Raw genomic sequence first — 17,074 nt, forward strand, 5'->3', positions numbered from 1 at the left:
CGGCACGACCCGCCGTCCTCAGCCCGGATCAGGGGGAACCCTGCGTTTCCCCTGGGGTTCCGAGATCAGGTGGACGTCATACGGATAGACAGTCAGGCTACGGGTGTACCGACCCCTTGATACCCCAGAGGTGATTGCCCATGCGCCCGCTCCGGCGAGTGCTGATCGTCGCCACGGTCGCCGTGGTGCTGCTCTGTTCGGCCGGTGTGGCCGGAGTGGCCTGGATGTTCAACTCCAAGACCATCTCCACCGCCGGCGAGATCGAGTTCGTCCACGCGCTACCGGTGCCACCGCTCGCCCCCTCCACAGTGGATGGACAGGGACGGCGGGTCTTCGAGCTGCGAGCCCAGACCGGACGGCACGACTTCGGTGACCGCACCGCCGACACCTGGGGCTTCAACGGGGCGTACCTCGGCCCGACCCTGCGCGCGGCCCGTGGCGAACAGGTCCTGGTGAACATGCACAACGAGCTGGACGAGGAGACGACCGTGCACTGGCACGGCATGCACCTGCCGGCCCGGATGGACGGTGGACCGCACCAGATGGTGCCGGCCGGCCAGAGCTGGCACCCCACCTGGAAGGTGGACCAGCCGGCGGCCACGCTCTGGTACCACCCGCACCCGCACGGGGAGACCGCCAAGCACGTCTACCGTGGACTCGCCGGCATGTTCATCGTGGACGAGCCGACGAGCTCGGTCGGCGGACTACCCGACCGGTACGGCGTGGACGACGTGCCGGTCATCGTGCAGGACAAGCGTTTCTCCCGGAACGGGAACCTCCGCGAGGGCAACACGCTGTTCAGCAGCGTCGGCCTGATCGGCGACACGATCGTGGTCAACGGTGCTACCGCCCCGTACCTGGACGTCACCACGGAACGGATCCGCCTCCGGGTGCTCAACGCCTCCAACGCTCGGGTCTTCGACTTCGGCTTCGCCGATGACCGGGAGTTCGCCCTGGTCGGCACGGACGGCGGCCTGCTCACCCAGCCGTACCGGATGAAGAAGGTCATGCTGTCCCCCGGTGAGCGGGCGGAGATCGTGGTCGACGTCCGTCCCGGCGAGCGGACGGTGCTGCGCAGCTTCGCGCCGGATCTCGGCGCGGACAGCATGACCGAGCGGCTCAACGGCGGCGAGGACACCTTCGACGTCCTCGAGTTGCGTGCGGCCGACCGGCTCGAGGAGAGCCCCGAGCTGCCGTCCCGACTCGCCGACATCCCCCGGCTGGACCCGAAGGAGGCGGCCGAGACCCGGAAATTCACGTTGAGCGGTACCCGGATCAACGGCGAAGCCATGGACATGGACCGGATCGACCTCACGGTCACCAAGGGCACCACCGAGGTGTGGGAGCTGACGAGCCAGGAGGCCCTCCAGCACAACTTCCACGTCCACGACGTCCAGTTCCAGGTGATCGACGTCGCCGGGGCCAAGCCCCCGCCGCACCTGAGCGGCTGGAAGGACACGCTGTACCTGCGCCCGAACACGAAGTTCCGGATCATTGCCCGGTTCGCCGACCACTCCGACCCGAACATGCCGTACATGTACCACTGCCACATCCTGTACCACGAGGACGAGGGGATGATGGGCCAGTTCGTGGTGGTCGAGCCGGGGCAGAAGGCCGGCACCCCGGGCGGTAACCACGGCGGGCACGGCGGCGGGCACCAGGGACACGGCTGACCTACGCCCCGACGGCGAACGACACGACGCCGGCCCTCCCCCGTCGGGGAGGGCCGGCGTCGGTCGTCAGGGCGGCGGTCGGGGCTCAGGGGCCTGGGGGAATGTTGTGGTTGCGGTGGAAGATGTTCTCCGGGTCGTAGATCCGCTTGAGGGCGGCCAACCGGCCCAGATCCGCCGGGCGGTACGCGGCCATCGTCCGGCTCGGGTCGCTGAGGAGGTTCAGCAACACCCCACCGGTGGCGTACGGGCGCAGCCGCCGGGCGAACGCCGCCAGATAGCCCCGGGCGACCGGCAGTTGCGCGGCGCACAGGTGCGGGGCGATGGCGATCAGCGCGTACGTCGCGTCCCGGTGGCCGGACGGCCCACCGTCGGGCAGTGGTCGCCCCATCGCCCCGCCCACGTGCCGCAGGTTGATGGCCGAGATCGGGGAGCGGTTCGTCCCGGGGCCGCCGATCTCGGCGAGCAACACGTCGATCAGCTCGTCGCTCATCCCCTGGAACAGGTCGGTGTGTTCGCGGACGATCTGCGGCCTGGGCTGCGGGTCGTCCAGGACGGCGGCGGCACCCGGCCAGGTCATCGGGGCGTAACCACCCCACAGGGGCGGGCCGGCCACGGCCAGCAGGGGGGCCAGTGCCCGCCGCCCCCACGCCTCCGGACCGGTGTGGCACACGCGCAGCGCCACCACCGTCCGGCCGCGCAACGGTTCCGGGACGGTCGCCGCGTCCGGCAGCCGGAGCAGGCTCAACGCGGTGGTCAGCTCGTCGGGCAGGTCGGCGGCTTGGTCGCGGTGGCACGCCAGGATCTCCCCGGCCCGTTCGCCGGGGAAGTACGCCACCCCGCCGTAGACCTGCCCGACCGGGTAGAGCCGGAGCAGGAGTTCGGTGGCGACGCCGAAGTTGCCGCCACCGCCGCGCAGCGCCCACCACAGGTCGACGTCGTCGTCGGGGCCGGCGACCAGCCGGTTGCCGGCGGCGGTCACCACCTCGGCCCGGAGCAGGCTGTCGGCGGCGAACCCATGCCGGCGGGACAACCAGCCCACCCCGCCGCCCAGGGTGTACCCGGCCACCCCCACCGCGGGCGAGGAGCCGGAGATCGGGGCCAGCCCGAACCGGGCGGCGGCGGCCACCACGTCTCCCCAGCGGGCACCCCCGCCGACCCGGGCGGTGGCCCGGACCGGGTCGATGTCGACGTACGCCATCCGGGACAGGTTGAGCAGCACGCCGTCGTCGGTCGGGCGTACCGTGCCGTGTCCGGTCGCCTGGACCCCGACCGGCACGTCGAACTCGCGGGCGGCGATGACCGCCCGCGCCACGTCGGCCGCGTCGGCCACCTCGGCGACCAGCAGGGGTTGCTGGTCGAGGTCACGCCGCCAGGCCAGCCGGCCGAGGTCGTAGCCGGTCTCGCCGGGCAGGTGGAGGCGACCGTCGAACTGGTGACGCAGCCGCCGGGCGACGGCCTCCGCGCTGCGCGAAGCTGAGCCGTCCGGTGCGGCGTCGAGCATCGGGTCCAGCCTGGGCAACGGCGGGTGGTACTCACCGCCGGGAACGATCGAGGCGGGGAAGGAGCCGTCGAACAGCGCGGCCTCCTCCGGGGTCACCGGACATCTCCCGGCGCCGGCACGCGGGGCGCGGGTGCAGGAAAACGTGAGTTCCGGCCGCTTCCGGCCGGTTCTGCGTCGCGTCATGGCCGCATCCCCTTCGTTGCACACCGCATTTTGCATCACGGCACACCGCACCTTGTGTCACCAGATCATGACAGAAGGTAAGATAGATCGGAATCGCGAGTCGCTGGAGCGGAAGGGACAACCACGGCAGGAAGTGCCGACACGCCGAGGAGGCCCCTCCCGACGCACGGCGGGTCGCCGACCGGCTGCGATCCGCATCGGGCGGGACGTGCTGGCCGTCCCGGCGGGTCGCCGATGATCCGTAACTCACACCGATGAAAGGGCCGACCCGGTCCGGCGGTGGCTACATTTGGTGCCATGCCCGCCATCACCGTCGAGGACGTCCTCGTCCTGCCCCGGCTGCCCCGACTGGACGAGTCGACGACCGCGTTCCGGCCGGTCCGCCGCATGATCACCGCGCCGAGCGGCTTCGAGGGCGAGGGTTTCCCGGTCCGCCGGGCCTTCGCCGGGGTCCCCATGCACGAACTGGACCCCTTCCTCCACCTCGACCAGATGGGTGAGGTGGAGTACGCCCCCGGTGAGCCGAAGGGCACCGCCTGGCACCCCCACCGCGGCTTCGAGACCGTCACCTACATCATCGACGGCGTCTTCGACCACCAGGACTCCCACGGTGGTGGCGGCACCATCACCAACGGCGACACCCAATGGATGACCGCCGGCAGTGGCCTGTTGCACATCGAGGCCCCGCCGGAGCACCTGGTGGTGAGCGGTGGTCTCTTCCACGGGCTCCAGCTCTGGGTCAACCTGCCCCGGGTGGCGAAGATGAACCCCCCGCGTTACCAGGACATCCGCGGCAAGGAGTCCGTGCTGCTGACCACCCCCGACGGGGGCGCGCTGCTGCGGGTCATCGCCGGCGAGGTGGCCGGACACCAGGGGCCGGGCTCGACGCACACCCCGATCACCATCACCCACGTGACGGTGCAGCCGGGCGCCGAGGTCGACCTGCCCTGGCAGCCGGACTTCAACGCCCTGGTCTACGTGCTGGGCGGTCGCGGCACGGTCGGCACCGACCGCCGGCCGATCCACACCGGCCAGCTCGCGGTGCACGGGCCGGGCGACGCGCTGCGCTTCGCCGCGGACCTCCAGCAGGAGACCCGGACCCCGGCACTGGACCTGTACATCATGGGCGGGCAGCCGATCCGGGAACCGGTGGCGCACTACGGGCCGTTCGTGATGAACACCCGCGAGGAGCTCATCCAGGCGTTCGAGGACTTCCAGGCCGGCCGGCTCGGGGTGATTCCGACCGAGCGGGTGCCGCACACCGACGGACCCGGCCAGCCCTGATCCGACGACGGGCGCTACCGGTGCGACCGGTGGCGCCCGTACCGTTTCCCACCGCTGTCAGGAGACGGCGGATTTCCCCACCGCCGTCACAGGAGACGGCGAATTCCCCACCGCCGTCAGGAGACGGCGAAGATCCCGGCGACCCCGAGGATCACCATGAGCAGGACGGCGACCAGGGCGCCCCGTTCGCTCTCCACCGCCTGGGTCTGGTGCTCGGACTGGGCGTTCGGTGTATCGACCGGCATGGTGCGTGTCCTCCTCGGTGTCCGTCCGCGCGTGGTGTGACCGGCTGTGGGCGAGGCTCGCCCACGTGCGGGCCAACGGCGCCCGTCCTACGGTGGGAGCGTCGTCGACCTGGGGAGGCTGGGACGTGACCGTGCGGGAGTGGTTCCTGACCACGGGGGAACGCGCCAACCCGGTGTCAGAATTACCCGTCTGGACCGGGGGAAACCTTGCCGAGCCGTTAATTCACGGTGCGGCGTACTTCGATCGGCTGGTCGACGAGGTCGAGGCGCTCGAGGCCGGCGACCAACTCTTCTTCACGGACTGGCGGGGCGACCCCGACGAACGGATGCGGCCGGACGGCCCGACCGTGGCCCAGCTCTTCGCCCGGGCGGCCCAGCGGGGCGTGGTGGTGAAGGGCCTCGTCTGGCGGTCCCACCTCGACGTGCTGGCCTACAGCGAGGACGAGAACCGCAGCCTGAGCGAGGCGATCTCGGCGGCCGGCGGTGAGGTGCTCCTGGACCAGCGGGTCCGCCGGGGCGGGTCGCACCACCAGAAACTGGTGGTGCTGCGCCACCCCGGCCGACCCGGGCGCGACGTGGCGTTCGTCGGCGGCATCGACCTGTGCCACAGCCGTCGGGACGACGCCGCGCACCACGGCGATCCGCAGGCGATCCGGATGTCCCCCCGGTACGGCGCCCGGCCGCCCTGGCACGACGTGCAGCTCGCGGTGCGCGGCCCGGTGGTCGGCGCGCTGGACACCGCCTTCCGTGAGCGGTGGACCGACCCGATGCCGCTGGACTCGGAGAATCCCCTGGCCTACCTGCGGGACCGGCTGCGCCGGGCGGACCTGAGTCCGGACCCGCTGCCGGCCCAGCCCCCGGACCCGGCGCCCTGCGGCCCGCACCACGTGCAGGTGCTGCGCACCTATCCGGCGGTGCGCCCCCGCTACTCGTTCGCCCCGGACGGGGAGCGCACCGTGGCCCGTGGCTACACCAAGGCGGTACGGCGCGCCCGACGGCTGATCTACCTGGAGGACCAGTACCTCTGGTCGAAGGAGATCGCCGAGCTGTTCGCGGAGGCGTTGCGGGCCAACCCGGACCTCCACCTGGTCGCGGTGGTGCCCCGCTATCCGGACGTAGACGGGCGGCTTGCGCTGCCACCCAACACAGTCGGCCGGGAACAGGCGCTGTCGCTCTGCCAGGAGGCCGCCGCCGACCGGGTGCACGTCTTCGACGTGGAGAACCACGACGGCGCTCCGGTCTACGTGCACGCCAAGGTGTGCGTGGTCGACGACGTGTGGGCCAGCGTGGGCAGCGACAACTTCAACCGCCGCTCCTGGACCCACGACAGCGAGCTGTCCTGCGCCGTGCTGGACGAGACCCGGGACGAGCGCGCCCCGGCCGACCCCGCCGGCCACGGCGACGGAGCCCGCCGCTTCGCCCGGGAGTTGCGGCTGCGCCTGCTGCGGGAGCACCTGGACCGGCCCGAGGACGGCAGCGGTGACGTCGACCTGCTGGACCCGGCGGACGTGGTGGCGGCGGTCACCGCCGCCGCCGACGCGCTCCAGCGGTGGCACGACGCGGGGCGCGTCGGCCCCCGGCCGCCGGGGCGGCTCCGCCCGCACCGGCCCAAGCGGCTGCCCTGGTACACCCGCCTCTGGGCGCTGCCGGCGTACCGGTTGGTCTACGACCCGGACGGCCGTCCGTTGCGTGCCCGCCTCGCCGGCACCTGGTGATCCCTCCGCGTCGTCTCCGGGAATCAGTACGGTCACCCAGCGCAACGAGATTTCACCAAACGCAGCAATGAACCACTCCCGAGCACGACCCCACGTGACAGCGCCATGACGGATATGACACTTTCCCCCAAGCGCTCCAGAGATCTTGGGCGATTTACGCCGGATAGTGAAAACATGAGGCTTAAGTACATCGTACTTTCGGCTAGCTTTAGCCGGCACGATCGGGCTAAGGTAAGTCCCGAAAGGCTCAACTGAAGCTAAACCAAAAGCCTCACGTTCTTACCCGCGGACGAGGTGCAGGGAGGACCACCCATGACCGCGCCAACGATCACGAAGGCGGCGACCACCGGCGCACCCGCCGCCACCGAGAAGCCGGACCCGCGCGCCCTCACCGACAGTGCGGCCGACTTGCTCAACGCCATGGCCGCGCTGCCCGCCGACCATCCGTCGCGGGCCGCCCTGCGCGACCGGGCCATCGAGGCCTGGCTCCCGCTCGCCAACCACCTCGCCCACCGGTACAGCGGACGGGGCGAGCCCACCGACGACCTGGCGCAGACCGCCGCCGTCGGCCTGATCAAGGCGATCGACAAGTTCGACCCGAGCCGGGGTGTCGACTTCGCCGGGTACGCCATTCCGACCATCATCGGTGAGCTGAAGCGGCACTTCCGGGACCGCACCTGGGACATCCGGGTACCACGCCGCCTCCAGGAGCTGCGGCTGGCCATCTCCGACGCGAACAGTTCGCTGTTGCAGACGCTGGGCCGCTCGCCGACGGTGGCCGACATCGCCAGCCACCTCAACCTCACCGAGGAAGAGGTGCTGGAGGGCCTGGAGGGGGCCCGCGCCTACAACGCGGTGTCACTCTCCACCCCCACCGGCGACGGCGACCGCGCCACCGAGCTGGGCGACATGCTCGGCGGTGAGGACAACGAGTTCGAGCTGGCCGAGCTGCGGGTGGCGCTCGGTCCGGCGCTCGCCACGCTCGACGAGCGGGAGCAGAAGATCCTCACCCTCCGGTTCTACGGCAACCTCACCCAGTCGCAGATCGCCGAGCAGATCGGTGTGTCGCAGATGCACGTGTCCCGGCTGCTGGCCCGGGCGTTGACCAAGCTACGCGGACAGCTCGACGGCACGTACTGAGCCTGAGCGAGCAGAGGCGGAGGCCGGACCCCGAGGGGGTGGTCCGGCCTCCGCCGTGTCCGCGTCCGGGAGCCGAACCGTCCGGCGTCACCCGTCCGGCAGGTCGGCGGCGGCGCTCTCCGGACCGAGGCCGATCCGCGCGTACGCCCGGGGCCGGCGGGACCGGAGCAGCAGCGCCCAGAGCGTGCCCGCCGTCGCGGTCAGCGGGAAGACCGCCGGGACCGCCCAGCGCAGCGGGGAGTCCGGTCCGACGCCGAGGAGCACGGTGACGTCCGCCAGCGCCAGCACGACGACCGCCACCAGGGCAACCGTCGTCAGGGCCGGGGCGACCGCCCGCCGCCAGAGGTTCTCGTCGGTGACCTCGCGGGAGAAGAAGGCGAGCACCGCGAACGAGGTCGCCGTGGTCAGCAGCAGCATGCCGAGCGCGCCGGTGGCCATGGCGCCGTAGAAGAGGTGTCGGACCGGCTCCAGCCCGGCCGACGCGCACCCGACGATCACCACGAACCCGACCACGCTCTGCGCGGCCGAGGCCAGTCGGGGGGCGCCGGTGCGCGGCGAGGTCTCACCGAACGGCGCGGGGAGCAGCCGTTCCCGCCCCAGGGCGAACGCGTACCGGGCGGTGGTGTGGTGCAGCGAGACCAGCGCGGCCAGGACGGAGGTCACCAGCAGCACCCGCCCGAGGCCGACGGCGCCGGGTCCGAGCTGCTCCCCGGCCAGGGTGAAGAGCAGGTCGACACCCTGCTCGCCGGCTACCGCGGCGACCCGGTCCGGCCCGGTGGCCACGGTCAGCGTCCAGGCGGAGAACGCCAGCACCACCCCGACGATCCCCACCGCGAGGCAGGTGGCGGCGGGCACCGTCCGCGCGTCCCGGCTCTCCTCCCGCAGCAGCACGGCGGACTCGAACCCGACGAAGCCGACGGTGGCGACGACGAGCAGCGCCCCAGCCCCCGGGGTGAGCAGGTGGGCCGGGGAGAAAGCGTCCGGCCCGGGCAGTCCGTCGGCCGGGTGCAGCAGGTGCCCGACGTCGAACGCGAGCAGCACCGCGACCTCGGCCAGCAGCAGGACGGCCAGGGCCCGCCGGCCGACGGTCACCCCGGACCCACCCAGCACGGCGACCAACGCCCAGGCGGCCAACGCCACCAGCCACCAGGCCGGGGTGCCTCCGACCCAGCGGGCCAGCAGCGGGGCGGTGGCCGCGCCGACCGCCCCGTAGAGCCCGACCTGCAGCACGTTGTGCACGATCAGGGCCACCCAGGCCGCGCCGACCCCGGCCGGCCGGCCGAGACCCCGGGCCACGTACGCGTGGAACGCGCCGACGTGCGTCATCCGCCGCGACATCGCCAGGTAGCCCACCGAGAAGAGGCCGAGCAGCACCGCGACCGCGAGGATCGCCGCGCTGAGGGCACCCACCCCGGTCACCGCGTACGCGGTGGGAAGCACCCCGGCCGCGACGGTCAGCGGGGCCGCCGCGGAGAGCGTGAAGAGCAGCACCGCGGGCACCCCACGTCGCCCCGGGGTCAGCATCGGGGGGACGTCGCCGGGGCGGTCCGGGATCAGGGGCGAGGGGGTGGGCGCGACGGGCATGGCCACTTCCGGTCGGAGGGGTGACAGGGACCGCTAGGCGCGGAGCACGGCCGCGCCGACCGCCGCCTCGGTGTGCGCCACCAGCTCCCGCAGCGGCATCGGCAGCGCCGGCAGCAACACGCCGAACCGGTGCTGGGCGCGGGGGCTGGCCGGCCAGAGCAGGTCGCGGGTGAGCCCGGTGGCCGAGACCAGCCCGCACAGGAGCGCGTCCGGCACGGTCGGCGGGTGAGGGCGGTCCAGCAGGGCCAGCAGGCGGGTGGCCGGCCAGGCGAGCGCGTTGACGTCGGTGGCCACGTAGTCGACCGTGGTCCGCAGCAGGCGACGCTTCTCCTCCCGGCGCACCACCCCCGACCGGCTCAGCCGCTCCCCCACCGCGTCGGCGGCGGTGTCGGCGAGGAAACCGAGCCAGGTCCGGACGAACCGGTGCTCCCGCTGCCCGAGTAGCTGGGCCAGCACACTGCCGGCCAGCGCGTCGGCGGGCGGACGGTCGTCCAGTACGGACACCTGGCCGGCGGAGACGGTGATCCGTCCGGTGAGGACCAGTTCGCCGAGGAGAGCGCCGGCGAGGCCGAGGCCGGTGGCTGTCGGGTTCAGCCGAGCCCGGCCGCGGCTGTCGCCGTGGGCGATGAGGAAGAACTCGTCCGCGATGAGCAACGAATCCTCCCCTTCGTCCACTGTGCTCGGGACCGGGAGAAAGGATGCCGTCATGATCGATCAAATGCAACTCCCGGATTCCCGGGGTTGCATGCTCGGGGCCTGCGACCTGCGAAGAGTGCCCGTGGCAGACTCGGCCGCGTGACCGCCAGCCCCACCGTCCGCCGCCGGCGCATCGCCCGGGAACTCCGGCAGTTGCGGGAGCGCGCCGGGATGACCCTCGACGTCGCCGCACGGCAGCTCGACATGTCCAAGAGCAACCTCTCCCGGATCGAGAACGCGCAGATCGGCATCAAACCCCGCGACGTACGCGCCGCGTTGGCGCTCTACCAGGTGACCGGTGCGGACGCCGAGGCACTGGTCGAGATCGCCCGTGGGGCGCAGCAACGCGGCTGGTGGCAGAACTACAGCGACGTGCTGCCGGAGTGGTTCGAGTTCTACGTCGGACTGGAGGCCGAGGCGGCGACGCTGCGGACGTACGAGGCCGAGGCGGTACCCGGCCTGCTCCAGACCGAGGCGTACGCCCGGGAGATCTACCGGCTGACCGCCGGCGAGGAGGGGCTGGAGCGGAAGGTCGCCGCCCGGCTGCACCGGCAGAGCGTGTTGCACCGGGACACCCCGGTCCAGATGTCGGTGGTGCTGAACGAGGCGGTGCTGCTACGCCCGGTCGGCACCCCGGCCGTGATGGCCGATCAGTTGAGCCACATCAGCCGAGTGGCGCAACTACCCAACGTCACCATTCAGATACTTCCATTCATGGCTGGCGGGCACCCCGCCATGAGCACGCCGTACGTCATCCTGCACTTCGCCGACGCCGCCGACAATGCCGTGGTTTACCTGGACAATCTCACGATGGGGCTGGCTCTGGAGGGCGCCGAACACGTGCGGGGGTATACCCTGGTGCACGAGAGGCTGCGCCAGATGGCGCTTACTCCGGCGGACTCCATGACCCGACTTGAGGACGCTTCTCGCTACTTTACGTAATCAAGCCATACTCCTGCGAGGGGTACACCGCGATGACCCTGCTCGACCTGACCGGTGCGGAGTGGCACACCAGCACCCGCAGCAGCGGCAACGGCAACTGCGTGGAGGTCGCCGGCGTCGACGGTCGGGTGGCCGTCCGGGACAGCAAGGACCGGCCGGGCCCGGTGTTGGTGTTCCCGCGCGCGTCGTGGCGGCACTTCGTCGCCGGTCTCGACGCGCTGGACTGACTCGCCCACCCGGCCGTCGTCGGCAGCGACCGGCACTTCGGCCGACGGTGCGAGACTGGGGCGTGCTCCGCGACGTACCCCTCGAACTGCCGGTCCGGCCGGTCCTGGCGACGCTGACCGCGGCCCTGCGCACGACGGGCGCCGCCGTGCTGGTCGCGCCGCCGGGCACCGGGAAGACCACCCTGACGCCGTTGGCGGTCGCCGGCGAGGTCGACGGCCGGGTGCTGATCGCCCAGCCGCGCCGGGTGGCCGCGCGGGCGGCGGCGCACCGGATGGCGACGCTGCTCGGCGAACGGGTCGGCGACCGCGTCGGGTACGCCGTGCGCGGCGACCGGCGCAGCGGCCCGACCACCCGGATCGAAGTGGTCACCACCGGGCTGCTGGTCCGGCGGCTGCACCGCGACCCGGAACTGCCCGGTGTGGCGGCGGTGCTGCTCGACGAGTGCCATGAGCGGCACCTCGACGCCGACCTGGCCCTCGCCTTCACCGTGGAGGCCCGCGCCACGCTCCGGCCCGACCTGTGGCTGCTGGCCATGTCGGCGACCGCCGAGGCGGACCGGTTCGCCGGCCTGCTCGGCGGAGCGACGCCCGCGCCGGTGGTCCGGGCCGAGGCGGCACTGCACCCGGTAGCCCGGATCTGGGCTCCCCCAGCCCGTCCCGCCGCCGGCTACCGGGGTAACCGGGTGGATCCCGCGCTGCTCGACCACGTGGCCGCGACGGTCCGCCGGGCGCTGGCCGAACAGGACGGTGACGTCCTGGTCTTCCTGCCGGGCGCCGGGGAGATCGCCGACGTCACCGCCCGCCTCGCCGACCAGCGCGACCGGGTCGCCCTGGTGCCGCTGCACGGCCGGCAGCGAGGTGCCGAGCAGGACGCCGCGCTGCGTCCGGCCGACCGGCGGCGGGTGGTGCTGGCCACGGCGGTCGCGGAGAGCAGCCTGACCGTGCCCGGCGTCCGGGTGGTGGTCGACGCCGGACTGAGCCGGATCGCCCGGACCGACCTGGCGCGGGGCCTGGGGGCGCTGGTCACCGTGCCGGTCTCCCGGGCCGCCGCGACCCAGCGGGCCGGTCGGGCCGGCCGGGAGGCTCCCGGGCACGTCTACCGCTGCTGGTCCCCGGCCACCCACGAACGGCTCGCCGCCCAGCCCGAGCCGGAGATCGCCACCGCCGACCTGACCGGGTTCGCCTTGGAGCTGGCGGCGTGGGGGCAGCCGGACGGTGCCGGTATGGCGCTGCCCGACCCGCCGCCGGCGGCGGCGATGGCGGTGGCCCGGCAGACCCTCGGCACGCTCGGCGCGACCGACGCCGAGGGGCGGATCACCGGACGGGGTCGGGCGATCGCGGCGGCCGGCCTCCAGCCCCGGTTGGGCCGGGCGCTGCTCGACGGGGCGGCCCGGGTCGGCACGGACCGGGCCGCCGAGGTGGTGGCCCTGCTCAGCGAGGAGGTCGGTCCCGGCGACGACCTGGTGGCGGGCTGGCGACGGCTGCGCGCCGGCACCGATCCCGCCGGCACCGCCCGTTGGCGGACCGAGGTACGCCGACTGCGCGCCGCCCTACCCCAGGATCCACCGCCGGGCGGGACCCGGTCGGCAGTGTCGGATCGGATCCCCGACGACCTGGCCGTCGGGCTGCTGGTCGGCCTGGCGTACCCCGAGCGGCTCGCCCGGGTCCGCCGGCCGGGCGGCTCGGCGTACCTGATGGCTGGCGGGACCGCCGCGGAGCTGGCCCCCGGGTCGGCGCTGGTCGGCTGCGACTGGCTCGCGGTGGCGGTGGCCGACCGTTCCCCCGGCGCCCCGACCGCCCGGATCCGCGCCGCCGCCGCGCTCGACGAGGCGACCGCCCGGGAGGCCGGCGCGGCGCTGGTCCGCGAGGAACGTCAGGTCGCCTGGTCCGACGGGGACGTGCTGGCCCGCGAGCTGACCCGGCTCGGCGCGATCGAGCTGACCGAACGGCCGCTGTCCCGACCGGACCCGGAGGCGGTGGGCGCGGCGCTCCTGACCGGCCTGCGGCGGGACGGGCTCGACCTGCTCGACTGGACCCCGGCGGCCCGGTCGCTGCGGGAACGGCTGGCGTTCTGCCGGCACGCGCTCGGCGACGACTGGCCGGCGGTCGACGACGGCGCCCTGCTCACCGCCGCGCCCGAGTGGCTCGGGCCGGAACTGGGCCGGGCGCGCCGGCGCGCCGACCTGGCCCGGATCGACGTGGTCGGGGCGCTGCGTCGGCTGCTCCCCTGGCCCCAGGCCGCCCGGCTGGACGAGTTGGCCCCCGAGCGGATCACCGTACCGAGCGGCAGCCGGGTCCGGGTGGGGTACGCCGACCCGGCCGCCCCGGTGCTCGCGGTGAAGCTCCAGGAGACCTTCGGCTGGCAGCGGGTGCCCCGGATCGCCGACGGGCGGGTGCCGGTGCTGCTGCACCTGCTCTCCCCCGCCGGCCGACCGGTGGCGGTCACCGCGGACCTGGCCTCGTTCTGGCGGGTCGGGTACCCGCAGGTGCGGGGGGAGCTGCGCGGGCGCTACCCACGCCACCCGTGGCCGGAGGATCCCACCAGCGCGCCACCGACCCGGCACACCACCGCCCGCCGCCGGTGATGTTTCCGCCCGCCGTCGCTCCGCCCACCGTCTCTCCGGCCGTCGTCGGACGGAGCGGCGGCGGCGCCATCCGCGACGGTCGGTCCTCGGCTGCGGTCAGTCCTCGACGGCGGTCAGTCCTCAGCGACGATGTCGGCGACGACCACGGTGATGTTGTCCGGACCACCCGCCCGCAGGGCCAGGTCGATCAGCCGGCGGGCGCACTCCTCACGGTCGGGGTGGTCGGTGAGCACCTCGGTGAGGGTGTCCGCGCTGACCACGTTGGAGAGGCCGTCGCTGCACAGCAGCCAGCGGTCCCCGGCCCAGGGCACCATGGTGGCGTAGGCCGGGGAGACCTCGCCGCCCTGGAGGGCCTGGGTGACCACCGCCCGGCGGGGGTGGCTGCTGGCCTGCTCCGGTGTGATCATCCCCTGGTCGACGAGCATCTGCACGAAGGTGTCGTCCCGGGTGATCTGCTTGAGCACGCCCTCCCGGAACAGGTAGGCGCGGGAGTCGCCGACGTGGGCCAGCGCCAGGCAGCTCCCGGTCCGCGCGAACAGCAGCGCGGTGAGGGTGGTGCCCATGCCCTGGCGGTCCGGGTCCTCCTCGACGGCCCGGCGGATCCGGCCGGTGGCCAGCTCGATTCCGCCGCGCAGCGCCGCCACCAGCGCGTCCTCCGGTGTCGCCAGGTCCAGCGGGGTGACGGCCTGCATGGCGATGGAACTGGCGAGGTCACCGGCCGCCATCCCGCCCATACCATCGGCGACGGCGACAAGCCAGGTGCCGGCGTGGAAGGCGTCCTGATTGCCGCTTCGGATCAGGCCACGGTCGGTCGCTCCCGTGGAACGCAGCTTCAGGGTCATGGGACGCAGCCTGCCAGGAGGAGGGCGGGTTGTCTCTAGTAGATCACCGTCGGCGAGCCGTGGCGCGGCGAATCTCACTCTCCGCGCCGGACGCATGACCGAGCCGACCGCCCGTCCGGCCCGGTCCCGTGCTGGTCAGCGTGCACGTCTCCACCAGCGAGCGTTCTTGGCGATATCGGGGTGTCCGTGAGCGGAGAAAGCCCGATATCGCCGAAGCGGCGACCTAGGCATCCCGCCCGGAGGGAAAGCGTCGCGGGCGCCGCCCGGAGTAGGGCGACACCCGCGACGTGGGTGCGATCGGGTCAGACCGGCAGGCCGCCGACCTGGGTGTTGATCCAGCTCCGGATCGACGGCAGGTCGCCGTAGATGGACGGACCGGTGGCGCAGGTCGGGTTGAGGTTGCCAGCCCGGCTGGTCGCACCGATCAGGTTCCACACCCCGTTGATCATGCGCACCTGCGGGCCGCCGGAGTCGCCGTAGCAGGCGCCCGAGTTGCCGTTGGTGTTGTCGGTGCAGATCTCGTACGGGGCGTTGATGCCGCGGCAGCGGGTGTCGGTGACGATCGACGTGTCCAGCTCGTGGGCGATGGTCGGGGCCGGACCGCAGCCCCGGGTCGGGCAGGTCTGGCCCCAGCCGATGATCCGGGTGGCGGTGCCGACCGCGCCGGAGCTGGTGGGGATGACCGCCGGGGTGTAGCTGACCGAGCTGGCGAGCTGGAACAGCTTGACGTCGATGGTCGGGTGACTGACCGCCCGGCTCACGCCGACCACCGTGCCACCGCTGGTGCGGTCGATGCTGCCCACTCGCACGGAGGCCGGCGTCGGGCAGTGATCGGCGGTGACCATCCAGTTCGACTTGATCAGCGTGCCGGTGCAGCCGGAGGTGTAGACCATCCACGGGTAGTTCTCGGTGGCCGGCCGGCCGTTGACGACCAGCGGCGAGATCTCGTCCGACCCCGGCCAGACGAAGGTGCCGGCGACGTCGGCCGTGGTGCGGCTGCCGGCGAAGAGCGAGTTGACCTGGGCGGCCTCGGTCGCGCTCGGGTAGGCGTTGGTGCAGGAGACCGGCGCGCTGCTGCCGGACATCAGGTCGGAGCAGAGGCCGGTACGCCGGTCGGGCAGGCCGAGGATGTGACCGAACTCGTGAGACGCGATCCGGGTCCGGTTGTAGCCCTCGTTCACCGCCTGCCAGCCCATGTAGATCACGCCCCGGCCCAGCCCGTACACGTAGGCACGCGGCCAGCCGCTGTCCACGTAGATGGTGACGGTGGCCGGGGTGCCGGCCACCAGCCGGACGTTGCTGACCCGGCTGTTCCAGATCGCGGCGGCCTGGTCGAAGTTGGTCCGGAACTCACCGGCCCGGCTGGCGTCGTAGTAGACGGTACGGACGGCGGCGCCGACGTCGGCGGAGGCCGGCGTACCGCCGACGGCCTGGACACCGGCGAGGGACAGCGCGAGCGCGAGCGCGGCCCCCGCCGCGCGGGACAGTTTCCGTCGGAACATCAACCACTCCCCTGGTCCGCAGTGGCGTCGTCGCCACCACAATCGAAGTAAATCGATTTTATGAGAAGTGGTGCACTCGACACGAATAGTGATTGGGTCATACGTTCCGGACCGCGCCGGACGCCAGCCGGTGCCGGAACGGGTGACCGCACCACGAATCCCGCCTACCGGACCGGAACGGCTCCGGCGGCCCCACCGGGGGTCGTATCGGCCGGAACGGCTCCCGGCGGCCCCACCGGGTCGTACGGGCCGGACCCCAGCGTGCGGCTACGCCACGTCGAGGTGCCGGTGCGCCAGGGCCACGAGAGCCCGGGGGTCGTCCACGTGGAACCGCAGCTCGGTGACCGGCTCGCTCGGCCCCTTGGGCAGGAGCACCGACGTCGGTCGGCGCAGGACCACGTCGACGCTGGTCTGACTGCCCGTGACGATGCTCAGGATCACCCCGGCGTCACCCGCCTCGGACTGGACGGTCCGGCTCGCGGCCAACTGACGGGATCGGGGGCGGATCTCGGCGACGTCCTCCCACGGGATCCGGATGTCGATCGACCCGCCGTAGCGGACCCGCAGCCCCGCCGGCCCCACCACGTGCGGGTGCCACCGCATGGCGGCGAGCAGGCCGAACATCCAGAACAGCCCGTAGACGCCGACGACGAGCGCGAGGATCCGCAGCCAGCGCCACCCGACGGTGTGCGCGATGATCACGTCGAGCATCGGGACCTCGACCGCCGAGACGCCGATGAAGACCCAGAAGAGGGGCGTGACGGTGGCCGCGTAGCCGAACGCCGTACCGCCCGGCTCGACCACGGGCGGACGGCGGCGCACCCAGGCGAGCAGGCTGCGCCACAGGGCTGCCTCGAACGCGACAGCCCGGCGCAGCGCCGGCGCCCCGGCCCGACGGCCGGCCCGTGTGGCGGTGTCGGTCAACGACCGGTCCCTTCCGGTAGGGCGGGTCAGC

Annotated in this window: 14 protein-coding genes; 7 read left to right on the forward strand and 7 right to left on the reverse strand. The window is 72.9% G+C overall.

Translation table 11 applies throughout. The features are described 5' to 3' along the window. Positions 1-140 precede the first annotated feature (140 nt). The gene (locus tag GA0074692_RS15320; protein ID WP_091645150.1) at positions 141-1,673 is read left to right on the forward strand and encodes a multicopper oxidase family protein; all 1,533 of its coding nucleotides are present in this window, start codon (positions 141-143) and stop codon (positions 1,671-1,673) included. An 85-nt stretch (positions 1,674-1,758) separates the two neighbouring features. Here GA0074692_RS15320 and GA0074692_RS15325 read toward each other — a convergent pair whose 3' ends face one another. Beyond that, entirely contained in the window at positions 1,759-3,270 is a 1,512-nt protein-coding gene (locus GA0074692_RS15325; protein ID WP_218106675.1) for an FAD-binding oxidoreductase, read from the reverse strand. Between the two features lie 384 nt (positions 3,271-3,654). On the opposite strand from GA0074692_RS15325, the gene GA0074692_RS15330 reads away from it, so the two are divergent. Further along, positions 3,655-4,641, forward strand: a complete 987-nt coding sequence (locus GA0074692_RS15330) for a pirin family protein (protein ID WP_091645153.1) — start codon at positions 3,655-3,657, stop codon at positions 4,639-4,641. Positions 4,642-4,757: 116 nt separating this feature from the next. Here the strand turns inward: GA0074692_RS15330 and GA0074692_RS36525 are convergent, their stop codons facing one another. Then, a complete protein-coding gene (locus GA0074692_RS36525) occupies positions 4,758-4,886 on the reverse strand; it encodes a hypothetical protein (protein WP_281198940.1) in 129 nt (42 codons plus the stop codon). A 125-nt stretch (positions 4,887-5,011) separates the two neighbouring features. Here GA0074692_RS36525 and GA0074692_RS15335 point away from each other — a divergent pair, with 125 nt between their 5' ends. Both GA0074692_RS15335 and GA0074692_RS15340 read left to right on the forward strand, forming a co-directional pair. Beyond that, entirely contained in the window at positions 5,012-6,601 is a 1,590-nt protein-coding gene (locus tag GA0074692_RS15335; protein WP_091645155.1) for a phospholipase D family protein, read from the forward strand. Positions 6,602-6,913: 312 nt separating this feature from the next. Next, a complete protein-coding gene (locus GA0074692_RS15340; RefSeq protein WP_091645157.1) occupies positions 6,914-7,741 on the forward strand; it encodes a SigB/SigF/SigG family RNA polymerase sigma factor in 828 nt (275 codons plus the stop codon). Between the two features lie 87 nt (positions 7,742-7,828). On the opposite strand, the gene GA0074692_RS15345 is transcribed toward GA0074692_RS15340, so the two are convergent. Together GA0074692_RS15345 and GA0074692_RS15350 are read right to left on the reverse strand one after the other, a co-directional pair. Then, positions 7,829-9,241, reverse strand: coding sequence for an APC family permease (locus GA0074692_RS15345; protein WP_425413388.1), 1,413 nt, complete (start codon positions 9,239-9,241; stop codon positions 7,829-7,831). A gap of 117 nt (positions 9,242-9,358) precedes the next feature. After that, positions 9,359-9,979, reverse strand: a complete 621-nt coding sequence (locus GA0074692_RS15350) for a GOLPH3/VPS74 family protein (protein ID WP_245730319.1) — start codon at positions 9,977-9,979, stop codon at positions 9,359-9,361. A gap of 141 nt (positions 9,980-10,120) precedes the next feature. Here GA0074692_RS15350 and GA0074692_RS15355 point away from each other — a divergent pair, with 141 nt between their 5' ends. From GA0074692_RS15355 to hrpB, 3 genes are all read left to right on the forward strand, one after another. Beyond that, positions 10,121-10,963, forward strand: coding sequence for a helix-turn-helix domain-containing protein (locus GA0074692_RS15355; RefSeq protein WP_091645162.1), 843 nt, complete (start codon positions 10,121-10,123; stop codon positions 10,961-10,963). 32 nt (positions 10,964-10,995) lie between these two features. Then, positions 10,996-11,190 (forward strand): DUF397 domain-containing protein, encoded by a 195-nt coding sequence (locus GA0074692_RS15360; RefSeq protein ID WP_091645165.1) that lies wholly within the window; start codon positions 10,996-10,998, stop codon positions 11,188-11,190. Between the two features lie 62 nt (positions 11,191-11,252). Further along, the gene (gene hrpB, locus GA0074692_RS15365; protein ID WP_091645167.1) at positions 11,253-13,775 is read left to right on the forward strand and encodes an ATP-dependent helicase HrpB; all 2,523 of its coding nucleotides are present in this window, start codon (positions 11,253-11,255) and stop codon (positions 13,773-13,775) included. Between the two features lie 113 nt (positions 13,776-13,888). Here hrpB and GA0074692_RS15370 read toward each other — a convergent pair whose 3' ends face one another. From GA0074692_RS15370 to GA0074692_RS15380, 3 genes are all read right to left on the reverse strand, one after another. Beyond that, positions 13,889-14,617: a PP2C family protein-serine/threonine phosphatase gene (locus GA0074692_RS15370; protein WP_091645170.1), complete on the reverse strand. Its 729-nt coding sequence runs from the start codon at positions 14,615-14,617 to the stop codon at positions 13,889-13,891. 302 nt (positions 14,618-14,919) lie between these two features. Next, positions 14,920-16,119 carry a snapalysin family zinc-dependent metalloprotease gene (locus tag GA0074692_RS15375; protein ID WP_091645173.1) on the reverse strand — a complete coding sequence of 400 codons (1,200 nt, stop codon included), beginning with the start codon at positions 16,117-16,119 and terminating at the stop codon, positions 14,920-14,922. Between the two features lie 267 nt (positions 16,120-16,386). Further along, a complete protein-coding gene (locus tag GA0074692_RS15380) occupies positions 16,387-17,043 on the reverse strand; it encodes a PH domain-containing protein (protein WP_245730320.1) in 657 nt (218 codons plus the stop codon). Positions 17,044-17,074: the final 31 nt, after the last annotated feature.

The organism is Micromonospora pallida, assembly GCF_900090325.1.
Lineage (GTDB): Bacteria > Actinomycetota > Actinomycetes > Mycobacteriales > Micromonosporaceae > Micromonospora > Micromonospora pallida.